The organism is Actinocatenispora sera (genome assembly GCF_018324685.1).
In the GTDB taxonomy this organism is placed as follows: Bacteria; Actinomycetota; Actinomycetes; order Mycobacteriales; family Micromonosporaceae; genus Actinocatenispora; species Actinocatenispora sera.
This window is the reverse complement of record NZ_AP023354.1, coordinates 4,581,214-4,597,066: the sequence shown is the minus strand read 5'-3', so window position 1 is coordinate 4,597,066 and position 15,853 is coordinate 4,581,214. Positions and strand designations below refer to the sequence as shown.

Genomic DNA, 15,853 nt, shown 5'->3' with positions numbered 1-15,853 from the left:
CCGGGCTTGCACACGGGCTGTGCGACAACGCCGCGAGCGGGCAAACGGGGCCGCCGCAGCCGGCACGCGGGACTTGCGAAACAGACCCTAGCCCGTGCCAGCCGGGCCGCGTTCCGGCTCGCCGTGCCGGGCACACGGATCCGCCCGGCTCGAACAAGCTGCTGGCCAGGGCCGCAGCGCGCGGGATCGCGATTCGGCCAGGCTCAGCCGTTCAGGCCGAGTTCCGCCAGGACCGTTGCGGCCGACCGGTCACCCGCCCGGACCGGCAGCCCGGTACGCCAGACCGCGGCGCACAGCGCGGTCAGGGCGTCGATACCGGCACCCGGATCGGCGTCCGTTGCGGTCAGTTCCACCGCGCCGCCTGCGTAGCGCACCTGCCAACCGCCGACCCGTACCCCGGCGTCGTCCGACACCGGCTCCCGGCGCGGGGCGACCAGGCCGGACAGATCCGCCGCAACATAGCTCGGCCGTACCTGCGGCGGCGCCGCGATCAGTTCGGCCGGCGTCGTCACCCCGGTCAGCACCGCCAGGCTCGGCAGGCCGGCCCGATTCGCGCCCTCGATATCGGTGTCCAGCCGGTCACCGACCACCAGCGGCCGGCGCGCCGCACTCCGCCGCACGGCGAGTTCGAACAGTTCGGGCTCGGGCTTTCCCACTACCAGGTCCGGTTGCCGGCCGAGCGTCGCGGCGACGGCGGCGACCAGCGACCCGTTGCCCGGCAGCGGGCCTCGCTCGGACGGCAGCGTGGCGTCCAGGTTGGTGGCGATCCAGTCTGCGCCGTTGCGGATGGCGACGGCCGCCTCGGCCAGCTGCGGCCAGCCGAGCTCCGGCGCGTACCCCTGGACGACCGCCACCGGCCGCTCCCCGGCCGTGTCGGTCGGCACCAGACCCGCCCCGCGTACCTCGCCGGCCAGCGCCGACGACCCGACCACCAGCACCCGCGACCCGGCCGGGTACCGCTGGGCGAGCAGCCCGGCGGCCCCCTGCGCCGAGGTGACGACCTCGTCGCCGGCGGCATCCACCCCGAGCTTGCGCAACCGTTCGGCCACCTCGCCGGCCGTTCGCCGGGCGTTGTTGGTCACGAACTGCACCGCGACGCCCAGATCGCGCACCTGGCCCAGCGACTCGACGGCGGCCGGCACCACCCTGTCCCCGAGGTAGACCACACCGTCGAGATCCAGCAGTACCAGGTCGAACGCCGAGACCAGCGACTGCGCACCGGCCGACCGTGCGCCGTTGCTCACTCAGCGTCCCCGCCCCGGGCCGCCGCACCGGCACCCGGAGTACCCGGCGCCGCCGGGCCGCCGTCCGTGTCCGGGCCGGTCACCCGGCCCCCGGCGGTACGCCCGGCCGGCGGAGGCGAGATCGGCGTGTCGGTCGCCGAGGCGAGATCGGAGAACTGCGCGAGCGGCACCGTGCGGCCCGGGCGGGCCCCGTCGTCGGCCGTCCCGTTCTCGCCCGGCTGGCGGTCGGCCGCCTCCGCTCCGGTCACGTCCTCCGGCTCCGAACCCGCGTCGGCGGCCTGTCCAACCGCCCCGCGCTCGCCCGCGACGTCAGGGGCGACACCCGCGTGCCCAGCGCCTTGGCCGCCGTCATCGGCGTTGTGCGCGCCGTTGGCGTTGCGAGTGCCGTCGGCGTTGCGGCTGTCGTCCGCGTTGTGAGTGCCGTCGGCGCTGTGGGCGTCGTTCGCGGGCTGGGCGGAGGTGTCGGCTACCTGGGCGTCCTCGGCACCTCGATCGGTGTCGCCGACCGCCTGATCGACGTTCCCGCCGCCGTCGACGCCCCCAGTATCCGGAACGGCGGCGCCGGCGCCCCGATCGGCAACGGCGGTGTCACCCGCCACGCGGTCGGCGAGGCCCCCGTCAGCGCTCGGCTGATCAGCATCATCGGCATCGTCGCCGCCGGTGATCTCGCGGTCGATCGGGGCGTCGAGATCCGCGATGTCCGGATCGTCGGTCTCGGCACCTGCGGTGTCGAGATCGTCGGCCTCACCGTGCTCGGCCTGGTGGCCGGAGCCCCGGCCAGCCTCGTCGGTCGCCGTGGTGCCTGCGGCCGCCGGCCCGGCGTCGGCCGCGCCGTCGACGTCCCCGTCATCGGTGACCGGGAACTCGTCGTCCTCGTCGTCGTCCGGCAGCTCGTCACCGTCGATCGCGACGCCCTCCAACGCGAGCAACCGGTCGACCGCGTCGGTCAGTCCCTGCGGATCCAGCTCGATCGCCCGAGCGAACCAGCGGTACGCCTCCTCGATCCGGCCGGCCGCCTCCAGCGCGTCCGCGTACGCATACCGCAGCCGCGCGCGCCACTCCTCGGTCCCGTTCACCTCCAGCGGCGGTACCTGCAGCATCGTCACGCTCGCCGCGATCTGCCCCATGTCGCGCCGCGCACCGGCCGCAACGATCAACAGCTCGATCCACTCCGCCAGACCGACGGACTTCCGGTCGGTGTGCCGGAACAGGTCCACTGCACGCTCGGGCCGGCCGAGCCCGCGCTCGCAGTCGGCGAGCACCGCCAGGTGCGTGTTGTGCCCGGTGATCCGCTGGAACGCGCGCAGCTCCGCCATCGCCAGCTGCCACTGCCCGCACCGGTAGGCCGCGAGCCCGACCGCCTCGCGTACCGCGGGGATGCGCGAGGCGACCTTCCGCGCGGCCATGGCATGCCGCAGGGACAGCTCCGGATCGACGTTCAACAGCTCGCCGGAGGCCACCAACCTGCGCGCCACGATGTCCGCGCTCGCCTTCGACAACGCCCGCAGCTCGGCCCGCACGTCGCGGGACAACTCGTGCGCCGCCACCGCATCCGGCAGTGCCGGCTCCGGTCCGGCCAGCTCGCTTCGCCGCGGCGGCCGGGGCTCCACCATCCGCTCCGGACGTTGCCGACGATCACCCGATGGCCCGTCGGCCCGGGGCCTGTCGGACTGCCGCCGGTCGTACCCGCGGTCGCCCTGCCGGTCTGGCCGCTGCCGGTCGTACGGGCGGTCCGAACGCTGCCGGTCGTACGGGCGCCCGCCCTGCCGCGCACCACGGTGATCGCCGGTGTCGCGGTGGGATGACCCGGCGTCGCGTCGATCGCTGTCACGGCCGCCCGACCCGCCGCGCCGCTCACCGGTGGCGCCCCAGCCCTGCCGGAACCCACCGGACCGCTCCTCGTGGCGCGCGCCACCGCCGGCGCCTCGCGCACCGCGGTAGTCCCCGGCCGAGCCGCGTCGATCACCCTGATCATGCCGGGATCCGGCGCCACCGCCGCGCCGCTCGTCCGGCCGACCACCGGCACGCCGGTCCTCCCGGTATCCGGCACCGGTTCCCCGGTCGCTCCGTGCACCGGGCCCGGACCCACGGTCCTCCCGGTATCCGGCGCCCGACGAGCCGCGGTCGCCGCGATAGCCGGCACCCGCCGGCCGGGCGTCGCGATAACCGGCGCCCCGACGGTCGGTTCCCCGGCCATGGTCTCCGGTTCCCGAACTGCGCCGATCGTTCGAACCGGCGCCACGCCGATAGTCGCTCGGGCCGCCACTGCGGCGATCGTCGCGGTAGTCGGAACCGGAACGGCCGCCGTCCCGCGCTCCACCACGCCGGTCATCCCGGTGACCCGACCTGGCGCCGCGGTCGTCCCGCGCATAACCGCTGCCGCTTCGGTCGTACCTGCCCTCTCGGCGGTCGTCGCGGTACGGAGAGCGACCGTCGTCACCACCGCGGCGCCCCGCTGCGCCCGCCGCCGGCCGATCACCGCGAAACTCGCCGCGGCCACCGTCGCGCGCTGCGCTGCCTCGGGCCTGGCCGCCCTCCGGCCGGCCGCGATACTGCCCCGCGCCGCCACCCTGGTATCCAGCGCCGCGCCGTTCGGTGCTGTCGCCGTGCGGACGGTATCCGCCCGTGGCACGGCCGACGTCGGGCCGTCGGTCGCCGCCGCTCCAGCCGCCGCGACGAGGCTCATCGCCCCGCCGCTGGTCGCCACCCCGACGATCAGCGGGGCGACCGCCAAGGTCGTTGCGTCGGCCCTGGTCCCGGTGCCCGTCCTCCCGGCCTCCGTGGTCCCGCCGCCCCGCGTCCCGGCCGGATCCGCCGGTCGGTCGCCACTCGCGCCGCCCACGGTCGTCGCCCCCGGGCCGGCCGGACGCGCGGTCACCGCTGCCGGGCCGCCGGTCGCCGCGACCGTACTGCCGATCGTCCCGGCGCTGGCCGCCCCGGTCGCCGCTGCGCTGGTCGTCCCGGCCGCCGCGCTCGTTGCCCCAGCGGCGATCGCCCGAGCCACCCTGGCCAGCGCGATAGCCGCCGGTCGACCGGTACTGTCCCTGGCCGCCGCGCCGGGCATCGTCGCCCCGACCCTGCCCCCGCGCGGGCGAAGTGCCCCGTCGTGGGTTCCCGCTGGTGTTGCGGTCACGTTGGTCACGGTCGGAGTCTCGGGCCGGCTGGCGGCGTCGGTCGTCTGCATTCGATGGCACGGCAACATCTTCCTCTACGCGCCGGCGCCACGCCGTTGGGCTGTCATGCACCGGAATCAGGACACAGAAAAAGGGCGGGTGGAACAGCTTCCACTGTTCCACCCGCCCTCACGTGAGCTTCGGCGGCGACCTACTCTCCCACACCCTCCCGAGTGCAGTACCATCGGCGCTGTAAGGCTTAGCTACCGGGTTCGGAATGGGACCGGGCGTTTCCCTCACGCTACAACCACCGAAACATCTCACAAACCAGCCAGCCACAACCACCCCAACACAGGGATGCCCTGACCGTGGTTCCAGAACCACACAGTGGACGCACACAACCTTGTAGTCAAGCCCTCGGCCTATTAGTACCGGTCAGCTCAACACGTTACCGCGCTTACACCTCCGGCCTATCAACCCAGTCATCTCCTGGGGGCCTTACCCCCGTCTCCGGGGCAGCAGACCTCATCTTGAAGCAGGCTTCCCGCTTAGATGCTTTCAGCGGTTATCCCTTCCGAACGTAGCCAACCAGCCGTGCCCCTGGCAGGACAACTGGCACACCAGAGGTTCGTCCGTCCCGGTCCTCTCGTACTAGGGACAGCCCTTCTCAAATCTGCAACGCGCGCGGCGGATAGGGACCGAACTGTCTCACGACGTTCTAAACCCAGCTCGCGTACCGCTTTAATGGGCGAACAGCCCAACCCTTGGGACCTACTCCAGCCCCAGGATGCGACGAGCCGACATCGAGGTGCCAAACCATCCCGTCGATATGGACTCTTGGGGAAGATCAGCCTGTTATCCCCGGGGTACCTTTTATCCGATGAGCGACACCGCTTCCACACGCAAGTGCCGGATCACTAGTCCCGACTTTCGTCCCTGCTCGACCCGTCAGTCTCACAGTCAAGCCCGCTTCTACACTTACACTCACCACCTGATTGCCAACCAGGCTGAGCGGACCTTTGGGCGCCTCCGTTACTCTTTAGGAGGCAACCGCCCCAGTTAAACTACCCACCAGGCACTGTCCCTGAACCAGATCATGGCCCGAGGTTAGACATCCAGTACGACCAGAGTGGTATTTCAAGATTGCCTCCCCCTCAACTAGCGTCAAGGATTCAACGGCTCCCACCTATCCTACACAAGCCGAACCGAACACCAATACCAAGCTATAGTAAAGGTCCCGGGGTCTTTCCGTCCTGCCGCGCGTAACGAGCATCTTTACTCGTAATGCAATTTCGCCGGGCCTGTGGTTGAGACAGCGGGAAAGTCGTTACGCCATTCGTGCAGGTCGGAACTTACCCGACAAGGAATTTCGCTACCTTAGGATGGTTATAGTTACCACCGCCGTTTACTGGCGCTTAAGTTCTCAGCTTCGCCACGCCGAAACGCAACTAACCGGTCCCCTTAACGTTCCAGCACCGGGCAGGCGTCAGTCCGTATACATCGTCTTACAACTTCGCACGGACCTGTGTTTTTAGTAAACAGTCGCTTTCCCCTGGTCTCTGCGGCCATACCACGCTCCCACCGCAAGGGTGTTCACGCGTCCGGCCCCCCTTCTCCCAAAGTTACGGGGGCAATTTGCCGAGTTCCTTAACCACAGTTCACCCGAACGCCTCGGTATTCTCTACCTGTCCACCTGTGTCGGTTTAGGGTACGGGCCGCTCGAAGCTCGCTAGAGGCTTTTCTCGGTAGCATGGGATCACTGACTTCACCAAAATCGGCTCGGCTTCACGTCTCAGGCTATCTGCAGTGCGGATTTACCTACACCACGCCCTACACGCTTACCCCGGCACAACCACCGGCCGGGCTCAGCTACCCTCCTACGTCACCCCATCGCTTGACTACTCCCAACCAGGGTCCCCGATCCGCCACCATCAACCCGAAGGCCTCCAGCAACATCAAGGGTTAGCACAGAAAGTTTCATCAGGGACGCTTCTACGCGGGTACGGGAATATCAACCCGTTATCCATCGACTACGCCTCACGGCCTCGCCTTAGGCCCCGACTTACCCAGGGCAGAAAAGCTTGACCCTGGAACCCTTGGACATCCGGCGGCAGGGTTTCTCACCCTGCTATCGCTACTCATGCCTGCATTCTCACTCGCACCACGTCCACAACTCGGTCACCCGGCTGCTTCACCCGTGGCACGACGCTCCCCTACCCATCCACACACCTAGACAAAACCCCAAAAGATTTCGCCAGATACACGTGCGAATGCCACAGCTTCGGCGGTGTGCTTGAGCCCCGCTACATTGTCGGCGCGGAATCACTTGACCAGTGAGCTATTACGCACTCTTTCAAGGATGGCTGCTTCTAAGCCAACCTCCTGGTTGTCTCGGCAACCCCACATCCTTTTCCACTTAGCACACGCTTAGGGGCCTTAGCTGGTGATCTGGGCTGTTTCCCTCTCGACGACGAAGCTTATCCCCCGCCGTCTCACTGCCGCGCTCTCACTTACCGGCATTCGGAGTTTGGCTGACTTCAGTAAGCTGGTAAGCCCCCTAGGCCATCCAGTGCTCTACCTCCGGCAAGAAACACGCGACGCTGCACCTATATGCATTTCGGGGAGAACCAGCTATCACGGAGTTTGATTGGCCTTTCACCCCTACCCACAGGTCATCCCCCAGGTTTTCAACCCTGGTGGGTTCGGCCCTCCACACGGTCTTACCCGCGCTTCAGCCTGCCCATGGGTAGATCACCCCGCTTCGGGTCTAGGACACGCGACTCAACGCCCTTATCGGACTCGCTTTCGCTACGGCTCCCCCACACAGGTTAACCTCGCCACGCACCACTAACTCGCAGGCTCATTCTTCAAAAGGCACGCCATCACCACACCCAACGGTGCAGCCCTGACGGATTGTAGGCACACGGTTTCAGGTACTCTTTCACTCCCCTCCCGGGGTACTTTTCACCTTTCCCTCACGGTACTAGTCCGCTATCGGTCACCAGGGAGTATTTAGCCTTACCAGGTGGTCCTGGCAGATTCACGGCAGATTTCCGGGGTCCGCCGCTACTCGGGAACTCACATAGACAGGCCGCGCACTTTCGCCTACAGGACTCTCACCCTCTACGGCAGGCCTTTCCAGACCCTTCAGCTAGCACACGACTTTCTCACTGCCCGACCCCCCAGCGGGAGGATCACAGCAAGCCCCACAACCCCGAACACACAACGCCCGCTGGCTATCACATGCGCCCGGTTTAGGCTCATCCGCTTTCGCTCGCCACTACTCACGGAATCACTATTGTTTTCTCTTCCTACGGGTACTGAGATGTTTCACTTCCCCGCGTTACCTCCACACGCCCTATATATTCAAGCGCGGGTAACACCACATGACTGGTGCTGGGTTCCCCCATTCGGAAATCCTGGGATCACAGCTCGGTTGACAACTCCCCCAGGCATATCGCAGCCTCCCACGTCCTTCATCGGCTCCTGGTGCCAAGGCATCCACCATGCGCCCTTAAACACTTGACCACAAAGATGCTCGCGTCCACTGTGCAGTTCTCAAACAACGGGCAGAACCCCACACACCCCACCAACACCAAACCCCCGACACTCACATGCCGAAGCGGTATATTGGCCATGCAGGACCTGCAACCAACCCGAAAAAACAAGCAACCGCTTGTTCCTTCAGGACCCAACAGGGTGTCGACCATCCCAGCCGCATCCACGCCCCTTCCTGAACCACCCACCCACAGGCAGATGACAGTACTAACCACGCGAACCGTCGCCAGAACAGAACTAGCCAGCACTCCACCATCGAGCAACCAGCAGAAGACATCCGCTCCTGCCTGGCCCTGGACAACCCTTCGGCCGCCAGACGCTCCTTAGAAAGGAGGTGATCCAGCCGCACCTTCCGGTACGGCTACCTTGTTACGACTTCGTCCCAATCGCCAGTCCCACCTTCGACAGCTCCCTCCCACAAGGGGTTAGGCCACCGGCTTCGGGTGTTACCGACTTTCGTGACGTGACGGGCGGTGTGTACAAGGCCCGGGAACGTATTCACCGCAGCGTTGCTGATCTGCGATTACTAGCGACTCCGACTTCATGCAGTCGAGTTGCAGACTGCAATCCGAACTGAGACCGGCTTTAAGGGATTCGCTCCACCTCGCGGTATCGCAGCCCTCTGTACCGGCCATTGTAGCATGCGTGAAGCCCTGGACTTAAGGGGCATGATGACTTGACGTCATCCCCACCTTCCTCCGAGTTGACCCCGGCAGTCTCCGATGAGTCCCCGGCATAACCCGCTGGTAACATCGGACAAGGGTTGCGCTCGTTGCGGGACTTAACCCAACATCTCACGACACGAGCTGACGACAGCCATGCACCACCTGTCACCGGCCCCGAAGGACCCCACATCTCTGCAGGATTTCCGGCGATGTCAAACCCAGGTAAGGTTCTTCGCGTCGCATCGAATTAATCCGCATGCTCCGCCGCTTGTGCGGGCCCCCGTCAATTCCTTTGAGTTTTAGCCTTGCGGCCGTACTCCCCAGGCGGGGCGCTTAATGCGTTAGCTACGGCACGGAAACCGTGGAGTGGTCCCCACACCTAGCGCCCAACGTTTACGGCGTGGACTACCAGGGTATCTAATCCTGTTCGCTCCCCACGCTTTCGCTCCTCAGCGTCAGAACAGGTCCAGAGAGCCGCCTTCGCCACCGGTGTTCTTCCTGATATCTGCGCATTTCACCGCTACACCAGGAGTTCCACTCTCCCCTACCTGCCTCTAGCCCGCCCGTATCGGCTGCACGCCCACAGTTAAGCTGCAGGTTTTCACAACCGACGTGACAAGCCACCTACGAGCTCTTTACGCCCAATAAATCCGGACAACGCTCGCCCCCTACGTCTTACCGCGGCTGCTGGCACGTAGTTAGCCGGAGCTTCTTCTGCAGGTACCGTCACTTCCGCTTCGTCCCTGCTGAAAGAGGTTTACAACCCGAAGGCCGTCATCCCCCACGCGGCGTCGCTGCGTCAGGCTTCCGCCCATTGCGCAATATTCCCCACTGCTGCCTCCCGTAGGAGTCTGGGCCGTGTCTCAGTCCCAGTGTGGCCGGTCGCCCTCTCAGGCCGGCTACCCGTCGTCGCCTTGGTAGGCCACTACCCCACCAACAAGCTGATAGGCCGCGAGTCCATCCCCAGCCGGTAAACCCTTTCCACACCATCCCATGCGAAACAATGTGAATACCCGGTATTAGCCCCGGTTTCCCGGGGTTATCCCGAAGCTGAAGGCAGGTTACTCACGTGTTACTCACCCGTTCGCCGCTCGAGTACCCCCGAAAGGGCCTTTCCGCTCGACTTGCATGTGTTAAGCACGCCGCCAGCGTTCGTCCTGAGCCAGGATCAAACTCTCCACCAAAAACTTGAAGAAAATCCCAGCAACACACCCAGCCCCCCACTGACGAGAGACCAGGCGAACTGCATCAAAGGAACCCCACCACAACCAACCACAACAGTCAGCTGCGGCAACGGGGCAAAACTAATGCACTGGCTTTTCAACACCCTGTTGAGTTCTCAAGAAACAAACGCACACCTACGACAACCACTCACGTGGCAACCACAGGGGCTTGTTCCCATGTTGCTATATATGCCCGTAAGAAACCTGCCGCGCGAAGCGGCCTCGTTATCTCTTAGGCCTCCCCAGAGTAGCTCACCCGTTTCTGGGCTCTTCACTGGGGGTCGCAGACCGGCCTTCCAAGTCTCGAGCAAGATCAAGATCTCGCACGTAGACCGGCTCGTCCGGCTTCCTGCGGTGTTCCAGAGTACATGGTCGGTCTCGCGGATGCAAACCCGGCTTCCCGGACGCCTTCCGCACCGCCCGACGATCAGATCTTGCAATCCGATCGTCGCCCCGGGCCGGCCACCGGCCGCTTTCGCGTCCGGCCCTGTCCGTGTTCCCCGCGGGCAAGAAGTAAGTTACGCGATCCATGATCGGCTCGTCAAACCGGGGGACGGTGTCTCCGCTCACAGGCCGGCGCCGTCCATCCACACGGGACGGACGGCGCCCACGAGATGTCCCCGGCTCACCGGGTCAGCTGCACCCCGGCGACCGTCCGCTTTCCTCGACGCAGTACCAGGAAACGGTTGTGCAGCAAGCGATCTGGTGTCGGTACGGCGTCCGCTTCGGTGACCCGCTCGTTGTTGACGTAGGCGCCGCCCTCGGCTACCGCGCGGCGCGCCTCGGACAGGCTCGCGCACAGGCCCGCCTGCTTGAACAGCGTCGCCACGTTGGGCAGCTCGGTCACCTCGAGCAGTCCCGCCTCACGGAGGGCTGCGTCCACAGTGGACTCGTCCAGCTCGTCGAGCTGGCCGCGACCGAACAGGGCCTGGCTCGCGGCCACCACCTGGGCCGTCTCGTGCGCTCCGTGTACCAGCGTGGTGAGCTCCTCGGCCAGGGCACGCTGACCGGCGCGGGCCGCGGGTCGTTCGGCGGCGGCCGCCAGGATCTGCTCGATCTCGTCGTGAGACCGGAAGCTGAAACAGCGCAGGTACCGGTCGACGTCACCGTCGGCGGTGTTGAACCAGAACTGGTAGAACGCGTACGGGCTGGTCATGGCCGGGTCGAGCCACACCGACTGGCCGTCGGCGGTCTTACCGAACTTGGTGCCGTCGGCGCGGGTGATCAGTGGCGTGGTGAACGCCTGTACCGCGGCCCCCTGCCGGCGGCAGTAGTCGACCCCGGCGGTGATGTTGCCCCACTGGTCGGAGCCGCCGAACTGCATGGTGCAGCCGTACCGCCGGTGCAACTGGTAGAAGTCGTTGGACTGCAGCAGCTGGTAGCTGAACTCGGTGAAGCTGATGCCGCCGGCGGCGAGCCGGGTGCGGACGATCTCGCGGGAGAGCATCTGGTTGACCGGGAAGTGCTTGCCCACGTCGCGCAGGAACTCCACGACCGACATCTCGGCGGTCCAGTCGAGGTTGTTGACGGCCCGGGCCGCGAGCTCACCGGAGAACGTGACGAACGGGGCGAGTTGCCCCTGCAGCCGGTCCACCCAGCCGGCCACGACCTCCGGCGAGTTGAGGGTGCGCTCGCCGGCGTCCTTCGGGTCGCCGATCAGGCCGGTCGCCCCGCCGACGAGCACCAGCGGCCGGTGGCCGGCCTGCTGCAGGCGGCGCGCGGTGAGGATCTGCACCAGGTGGCCGATGTGCAGGCTCGGTCCGGTGGGGTCGAACCCGACATAGAACGTCACCGGCCCGTTGGCCAGATGCTTGGCCAGCTCGTCGGGGTCGGTGCTGTCCTTGATGAGACCTCTCCACTGGAGGTCGGCAACGATGTCGGTCACGGTGGTGATTGTTCCGCATCCGGCGCGGCGCCGGCGAGGTAGTTCGGCAGGTCGGTCAGCGCGGTACGGACAGGGCGAGACGGCCGAGCCCGCTGCCGCCGTGACCGGCCGCGACGGCCCGGTCGACCAGCGCGCGCGTCGCGTCGAGGGCACCGGTGTCGAGTTCGTGGGCCCGGGCCGTCTCGGTGATGTGCCGGATCGCCGTCGCGGCGGAGGCGATGGTCGACACCTCGCCGGGAAACTCCCCCGCCCGCAACTGCCGGGCCGCGCGCTCGATCATCTCGGGCAGCAGGTCGCCGATGCCGCGCGCGTACGGGGCGAGGTCGGTCGGCGCGATCTGCTCCGCGGCGGCGAGCGCGAACGAGTGCGCGATGCCGTGCACCGCGGTCGCGAACAGGTCGAGCAGGGACATCTCGTACGCCGCGGCCCGGCCGGGGTCGCTACCCAGGTGCACCGTACGGCCGCCCAGCGCGGCCAGCGCCGGCCGGTGCGCCGCGAAGATCTCCACGGGGCCGCTGTAGAGCACGGTGCCGGCTGCGGTCCCGATCGTGGGGGTCGGGGTGAGGATCGCGCCGTCCAGGTAGCTGATGCCGTGCTCGCCGGCCCAGGCGGCGAACGCACGCGCCTGGTCCGGCTGCCCGGAGCAGAGGTTGACCAGGGTACGGCCGGTCCAGTCGACCCGCTCCCCGGCGAGCACGGTGCGCAGTGCGGCGTAGTCGCGGACGCAGGCGACGACCAGCGGCGCCGCGGCGACCGCAGCGGGCACGGTGTCCGCCGGGGTGGCGCCGCCATCGGAGAGGGCGGCGGTACGGCCGGGCGTGCGGTTCCAGATCGTGGTGGGGTGGCCGGCGGCGAGGAACGCCGTCGCGAGCGCGCTGCCCATCGGGCCGAGCCCGAGGACGGTGACCGGTGCGGTGGTGGTGTCTGTCATGGCGCGACGCTAAGGGTTGACGTTGACGTGAAGGTCAAGAGTTGGTCGACTGGGTCACATGGAGATCGGAGACCTCGCCGCGCGCAGCGGCGTGAGCCGGCGCGCGCTGCGGTACTACGAGGAGCAGGGGCTGCTCGCCCCCGCGCGGCGCTCGAACGGGTACCGGGACTACCCGGAGACCGCGGTCCACACGGTGCGGCAGATCCAGGTGCTGCTGACCGCCGGGCTGGGTACCGCGGTGATCGCGGAGATCCTGCCGTGCATCGCCGACCCGACCGTCGTGCGGACACCGGTCTGCCCGGAGCTGATCGACGGGCTCGGCGCCGAGCGGGACCGCATCACCGCGTCGGTGGACCGGCTCCTCGCCGCCCGCGAGATCCTCGACGCGCTGATCACGAACCGGGACCGGCCGTTCGCCGCGTCACTGGCCGATCTCGACACGACCGGCGTCACCGCCTGACAGCCACCGGCGGGCGGGCGCCACTCGCTCGACGTGAAGCGGCGGCAACGGCGTCCGGCCGACGCGCCCGGCCGACGCGGGTGACGGTGGGCGGTGTCAGCGGCGGGGCACGTGCCGGCGGTACGGGCTGACGGTGCGGTCGCCGCTGATCCAGAAGCGCCAGGGCACGTCGTGGGCGGCGGCCACGCCGACCCGGGGGCCGGCCGAGACCGACTCCGGCGGTACCGGCGTGGTGGGCGGGGTGAGGTGCAGCGGGCCGGTGCCGTCGATCACCGAGGTCCCGTTGACCTCGGCACCGATCGCGAGGGCGCGGCCGAGCCGGGCCGGCCCGCGGGCCAGGTCTCGGTCGGTGGCGTTCGGCCGGCGTTCCCGGGCCAGCTCGACGCCGTCGACGACCTCGCCGGCGCGCAGCAGCACCGCGGCCGCCTCGCCGTCGGCGCCGCAGACGATGTTGAAGCACCAGTGCGCGCCGAACACGAAGTACGCGTAGGCGACGCCGGCCGGGCCGAACATCACCGCGTTGCGCGGCGTACGGCCACGGTGCGCGTGCGAGGCGGGGTCGCCGCCGGCCCCCGCGTACGCCTCGACCTCGGTGAGGCGCAGCCGCACCCCGTGCGCGGACAGCTCCCAGCCGAGCAGGGCGCGCGCGGTGGCGTCGACCTGCTCGGCCGGTGCGGACAGGAATCGGTAGCTCAGCGCGGTACCACCTGGGTGTCGGCCCAGCCCCGCCAGCCGGTGATCTTCGCGGACAGCGCGGTGAGCTGGTCGGTGACCGGGCCGGGGCCGGTGGAGCCGGGCGTGGTCCGGGCGGCGAGCGCACCCGGCACCGACAGCACCTCGCGTACCTGCGGGGTCAGCCGGTCGCTGACCGCGGCGAGGTCGGCGTCGGACACCTCGTCGAGGGCACAGCCGCGGGACAGGCACAGCGCGACCAGCGCGCCGGAGATCTCGTGCGCCTCGCGGAACGGCACTCCACCGCGCACCAGCCAGTCGGCGACCTCGGTGGCGAGCGTGTAGCCCTGCGGAGCGGCGGCGGCGAGCACGTCGGCCCGTACCGTCATGGTGGTGACGAGCCCGGTCAGCGCCGGCAGCAGCACCTCCAGGGTGTCGATCGCGTCGAAGACCGGTTCCTTGTCCTCCTGCAGGTCCCGGTCGTAGGCGAGCGGCAGCGACTTGAGCGTGGCGAGCAGTCCGGTCAGGTTGCCGATCAGCCGGCCGGCCTTGCCCCGGGCCAGCTCACCGACGTCGGGGTTCTTCTTCTGCGGCATGATCGACGAGCCGGTGGCGAACGCGTCGTCCAGCTCCACCCAGCCGAACTCCTGCGAGGTCCACAGCACGATCTCCTCGCCGAGCCGGGACAGGTGCACCCCGATCAGCGCCGCGGCGAACAGGAACTCGGCGGCGAAGTCGCGGTCGGAGACCGCGTCGATCGAGTTCGCGCAGGGCGCGTCGAAGCCGAGTTCGGTGGCGACCGCGGCCGGGTCCAGCGGCAGCGACGAGCCGGCGAGCGCGCCGGCGCCGAGCGGGCTGTACGCGGCGCGGGTGTCCCAGTCGGCGAGCCGGTCCAGGTCGCGGCCGAACGACTGAACGTGCGCGAGCAGCTGGTGGCCGAACGAGATCGGCTGCGCGTGCTGCAGGTGGGTCATGCCCGGCGCCGGGGTGTCGACGTTGAGGCGGGCCTGCTCGGTGAGCGCCTCGACCAGATCGACCAGCCGGCCGGCCAGCCCGCGGACGTGGTCGCGCAGGTAGAGCCGCAGGTCGGTGGCCACCTGGTCGTTGCGGCTGCGGCCGGCGCGCAGCTTGCCGCCGAGGGTGCCGAGCCGCTCCAGCAGGCCGCGCTCCAGCGCGGTGTGCACGTCCTCGTCCTCGACGGTCGGGGTGAACTCGCCGGCCGCGCAGGCCGCGGCGAGGTCGTCCAGGGCGGCGAGCATCCTGCCCAGCTCGTCCGCGTCGAGCAGGCCGGCCCGGGCCAGCACCCGGGCGTGCGCGCGGGAACCGGCGATGTCGTAGGGCGCGAGGCGCCAGTCGAAGTGCACCGACAGGCTCAGCCGGGCCAGCGCCTCGGCCGGGCCGCCGGCGAACCGGCCGCCCCACAGCCGGGTCGGTTCGGTCGCGTTCTGCTGCTGTTCGCTCACGCCGCCATTCTTCCTGGGTCGGGGGATGGGTACGAGCTGCCCTCGCGGCACCGCAGTGGCGCCGTGGACGGTTCCCGCTCAGCTCTCGGATTCCTCGGTGCCGCCCCAGCGCAACAGCTGGGCGGCCAGATCGGCGCCGGTCAGCGGCTCGCGGGCGATCACCGCGATGGTGTCGTCGCCGGCGATGGTGCCGACCACCTCGGGCAACCCGGACCGGTCCAGGGCGCTCGCGAGGAACTGCGCGGCGCCCGGCGGGGTACGCAGCACCGCCAGGTTGCCGCTCGCGTCGGCGCCGGTGAGCAGCTCGCGCAGCAGCCGCTGCAGCCGGGCGGGCGCCTGCTCGGCCGGCCGCATCGGCGGGCCGCCCTCCTCCGGCAGCAGGTAGCTGGACGCGCCGCCGTCGGTGCCGCGCACCTTCACCGCGCCGAGCTCTTCCAGGTCCCGGGACAGCGTGGCCTGGGTGACGGTGATGCCGCTGTCGGCCAGCAGCTGCACCAGCTCGGTCTGGGACCGCACCGTACGGGTGCGGATCAGCTCGGCGATGCGCGCGTGCCGGGCGGGCTTGGTCACCGGCCGCGGCGCGGCACCCGCGTCACCGTCCCCGGCGCCGGTCGTCACGTCACGCTCCCCGCACTGGGT

At 68.7% G+C, this 15,853-nt stretch carries 8 protein-coding genes and 3 rRNA genes; 1 reads left to right on the top strand and 10 read right to left on the bottom strand.

The window, feature by feature from the left end; all coding sequences use genetic code 11:
* Positions 1–203 precede the first annotated feature (203 nt).
* From Asera_RS21900 to Asera_RS21870, 7 genes are all read right to left on the bottom strand, one after another.
* Positions 204–1,244: an HAD-IIA family hydrolase gene (locus Asera_RS21900; protein WP_212804697.1), complete on the bottom strand. Its 1,041-nt coding sequence runs from the start codon at positions 1,242–1,244 to the stop codon at positions 204–206.
* The gene (locus Asera_RS34045; RefSeq protein ID WP_051803116.1) at positions 1,241–2,857 is read right to left on the bottom strand and encodes a tetratricopeptide repeat protein; all 1,617 of its coding nucleotides are present in this window, start codon (positions 2,855–2,857) and stop codon (positions 1,241–1,243) included. The genes Asera_RS21900 and Asera_RS34045 overlap by 4 nt, the downstream gene beginning before the upstream one ends.
* Before the next feature lie 1,698 nt (positions 2,858–4,555).
* Positions 4,556–4,672: ribosomal RNA gene (gene rrf, locus Asera_RS21890) — 5S ribosomal RNA — on the bottom strand.
* 90 nt (positions 4,673–4,762) lie between these two features.
* Positions 4,763–7,885 (bottom strand): 23S ribosomal RNA (locus Asera_RS21885).
* A gap of 357 nt (positions 7,886–8,242) precedes the next feature.
* Positions 8,243–9,764, bottom strand: a 16S ribosomal RNA gene (locus tag Asera_RS21880).
* The 16S, 23S and 5S rRNA genes sit together here, the layout of an rRNA operon.
* A 664-nt stretch (positions 9,765–10,428) precedes the next feature.
* Positions 10,429–11,688 (bottom strand): tyrosine--tRNA ligase, encoded by a 1,260-nt coding sequence (tyrS, locus tag Asera_RS21875; protein WP_084131440.1) that lies wholly within the window; start codon positions 11,686–11,688, stop codon positions 10,429–10,431.
* A 55-nt stretch (positions 11,689–11,743) separates the two neighbouring features.
* Positions 11,744–12,619, bottom strand: coding sequence for an NAD(P)-dependent oxidoreductase (locus Asera_RS21870; RefSeq protein ID WP_030446085.1), 876 nt, complete (start codon positions 12,617–12,619; stop codon positions 11,744–11,746).
* Between the two features lie 58 nt (positions 12,620–12,677).
* Between Asera_RS21870 and Asera_RS21865 the strand changes: the two genes are divergently transcribed.
* A complete protein-coding gene (locus Asera_RS21865; protein WP_084131443.1) occupies positions 12,678–13,079 on the top strand; it encodes a MerR family transcriptional regulator in 402 nt (133 codons plus the stop codon).
* Positions 13,080–13,175: 96 nt separating this feature from the next.
* On the opposite strand, the gene Asera_RS21860 is transcribed toward Asera_RS21865, so the two are convergent.
* From Asera_RS21860 to Asera_RS21850, 3 genes are all read right to left on the bottom strand, one after another.
* Positions 13,176–13,775, bottom strand: a complete 600-nt coding sequence (locus Asera_RS21860) for a DNA-3-methyladenine glycosylase (protein ID WP_030446087.1) — start codon at positions 13,773–13,775, stop codon at positions 13,176–13,178.
* Positions 13,772–15,214 (bottom strand): argininosuccinate lyase, encoded by a 1,443-nt coding sequence (gene argH / locus Asera_RS21855; RefSeq protein WP_030446088.1) that lies wholly within the window; start codon positions 15,212–15,214, stop codon positions 13,772–13,774. Before argH ends, Asera_RS21860 begins: the two co-directional genes overlap by 4 nt.
* A gap of 78 nt (positions 15,215–15,292) precedes the next feature.
* The gene (locus Asera_RS21850) at positions 15,293–15,832 is read right to left on the bottom strand and encodes an arginine repressor (RefSeq protein WP_051802196.1); all 540 of its coding nucleotides are present in this window, start codon (positions 15,830–15,832) and stop codon (positions 15,293–15,295) included.
* Positions 15,833–15,853: the final 21 nt, after the last annotated feature.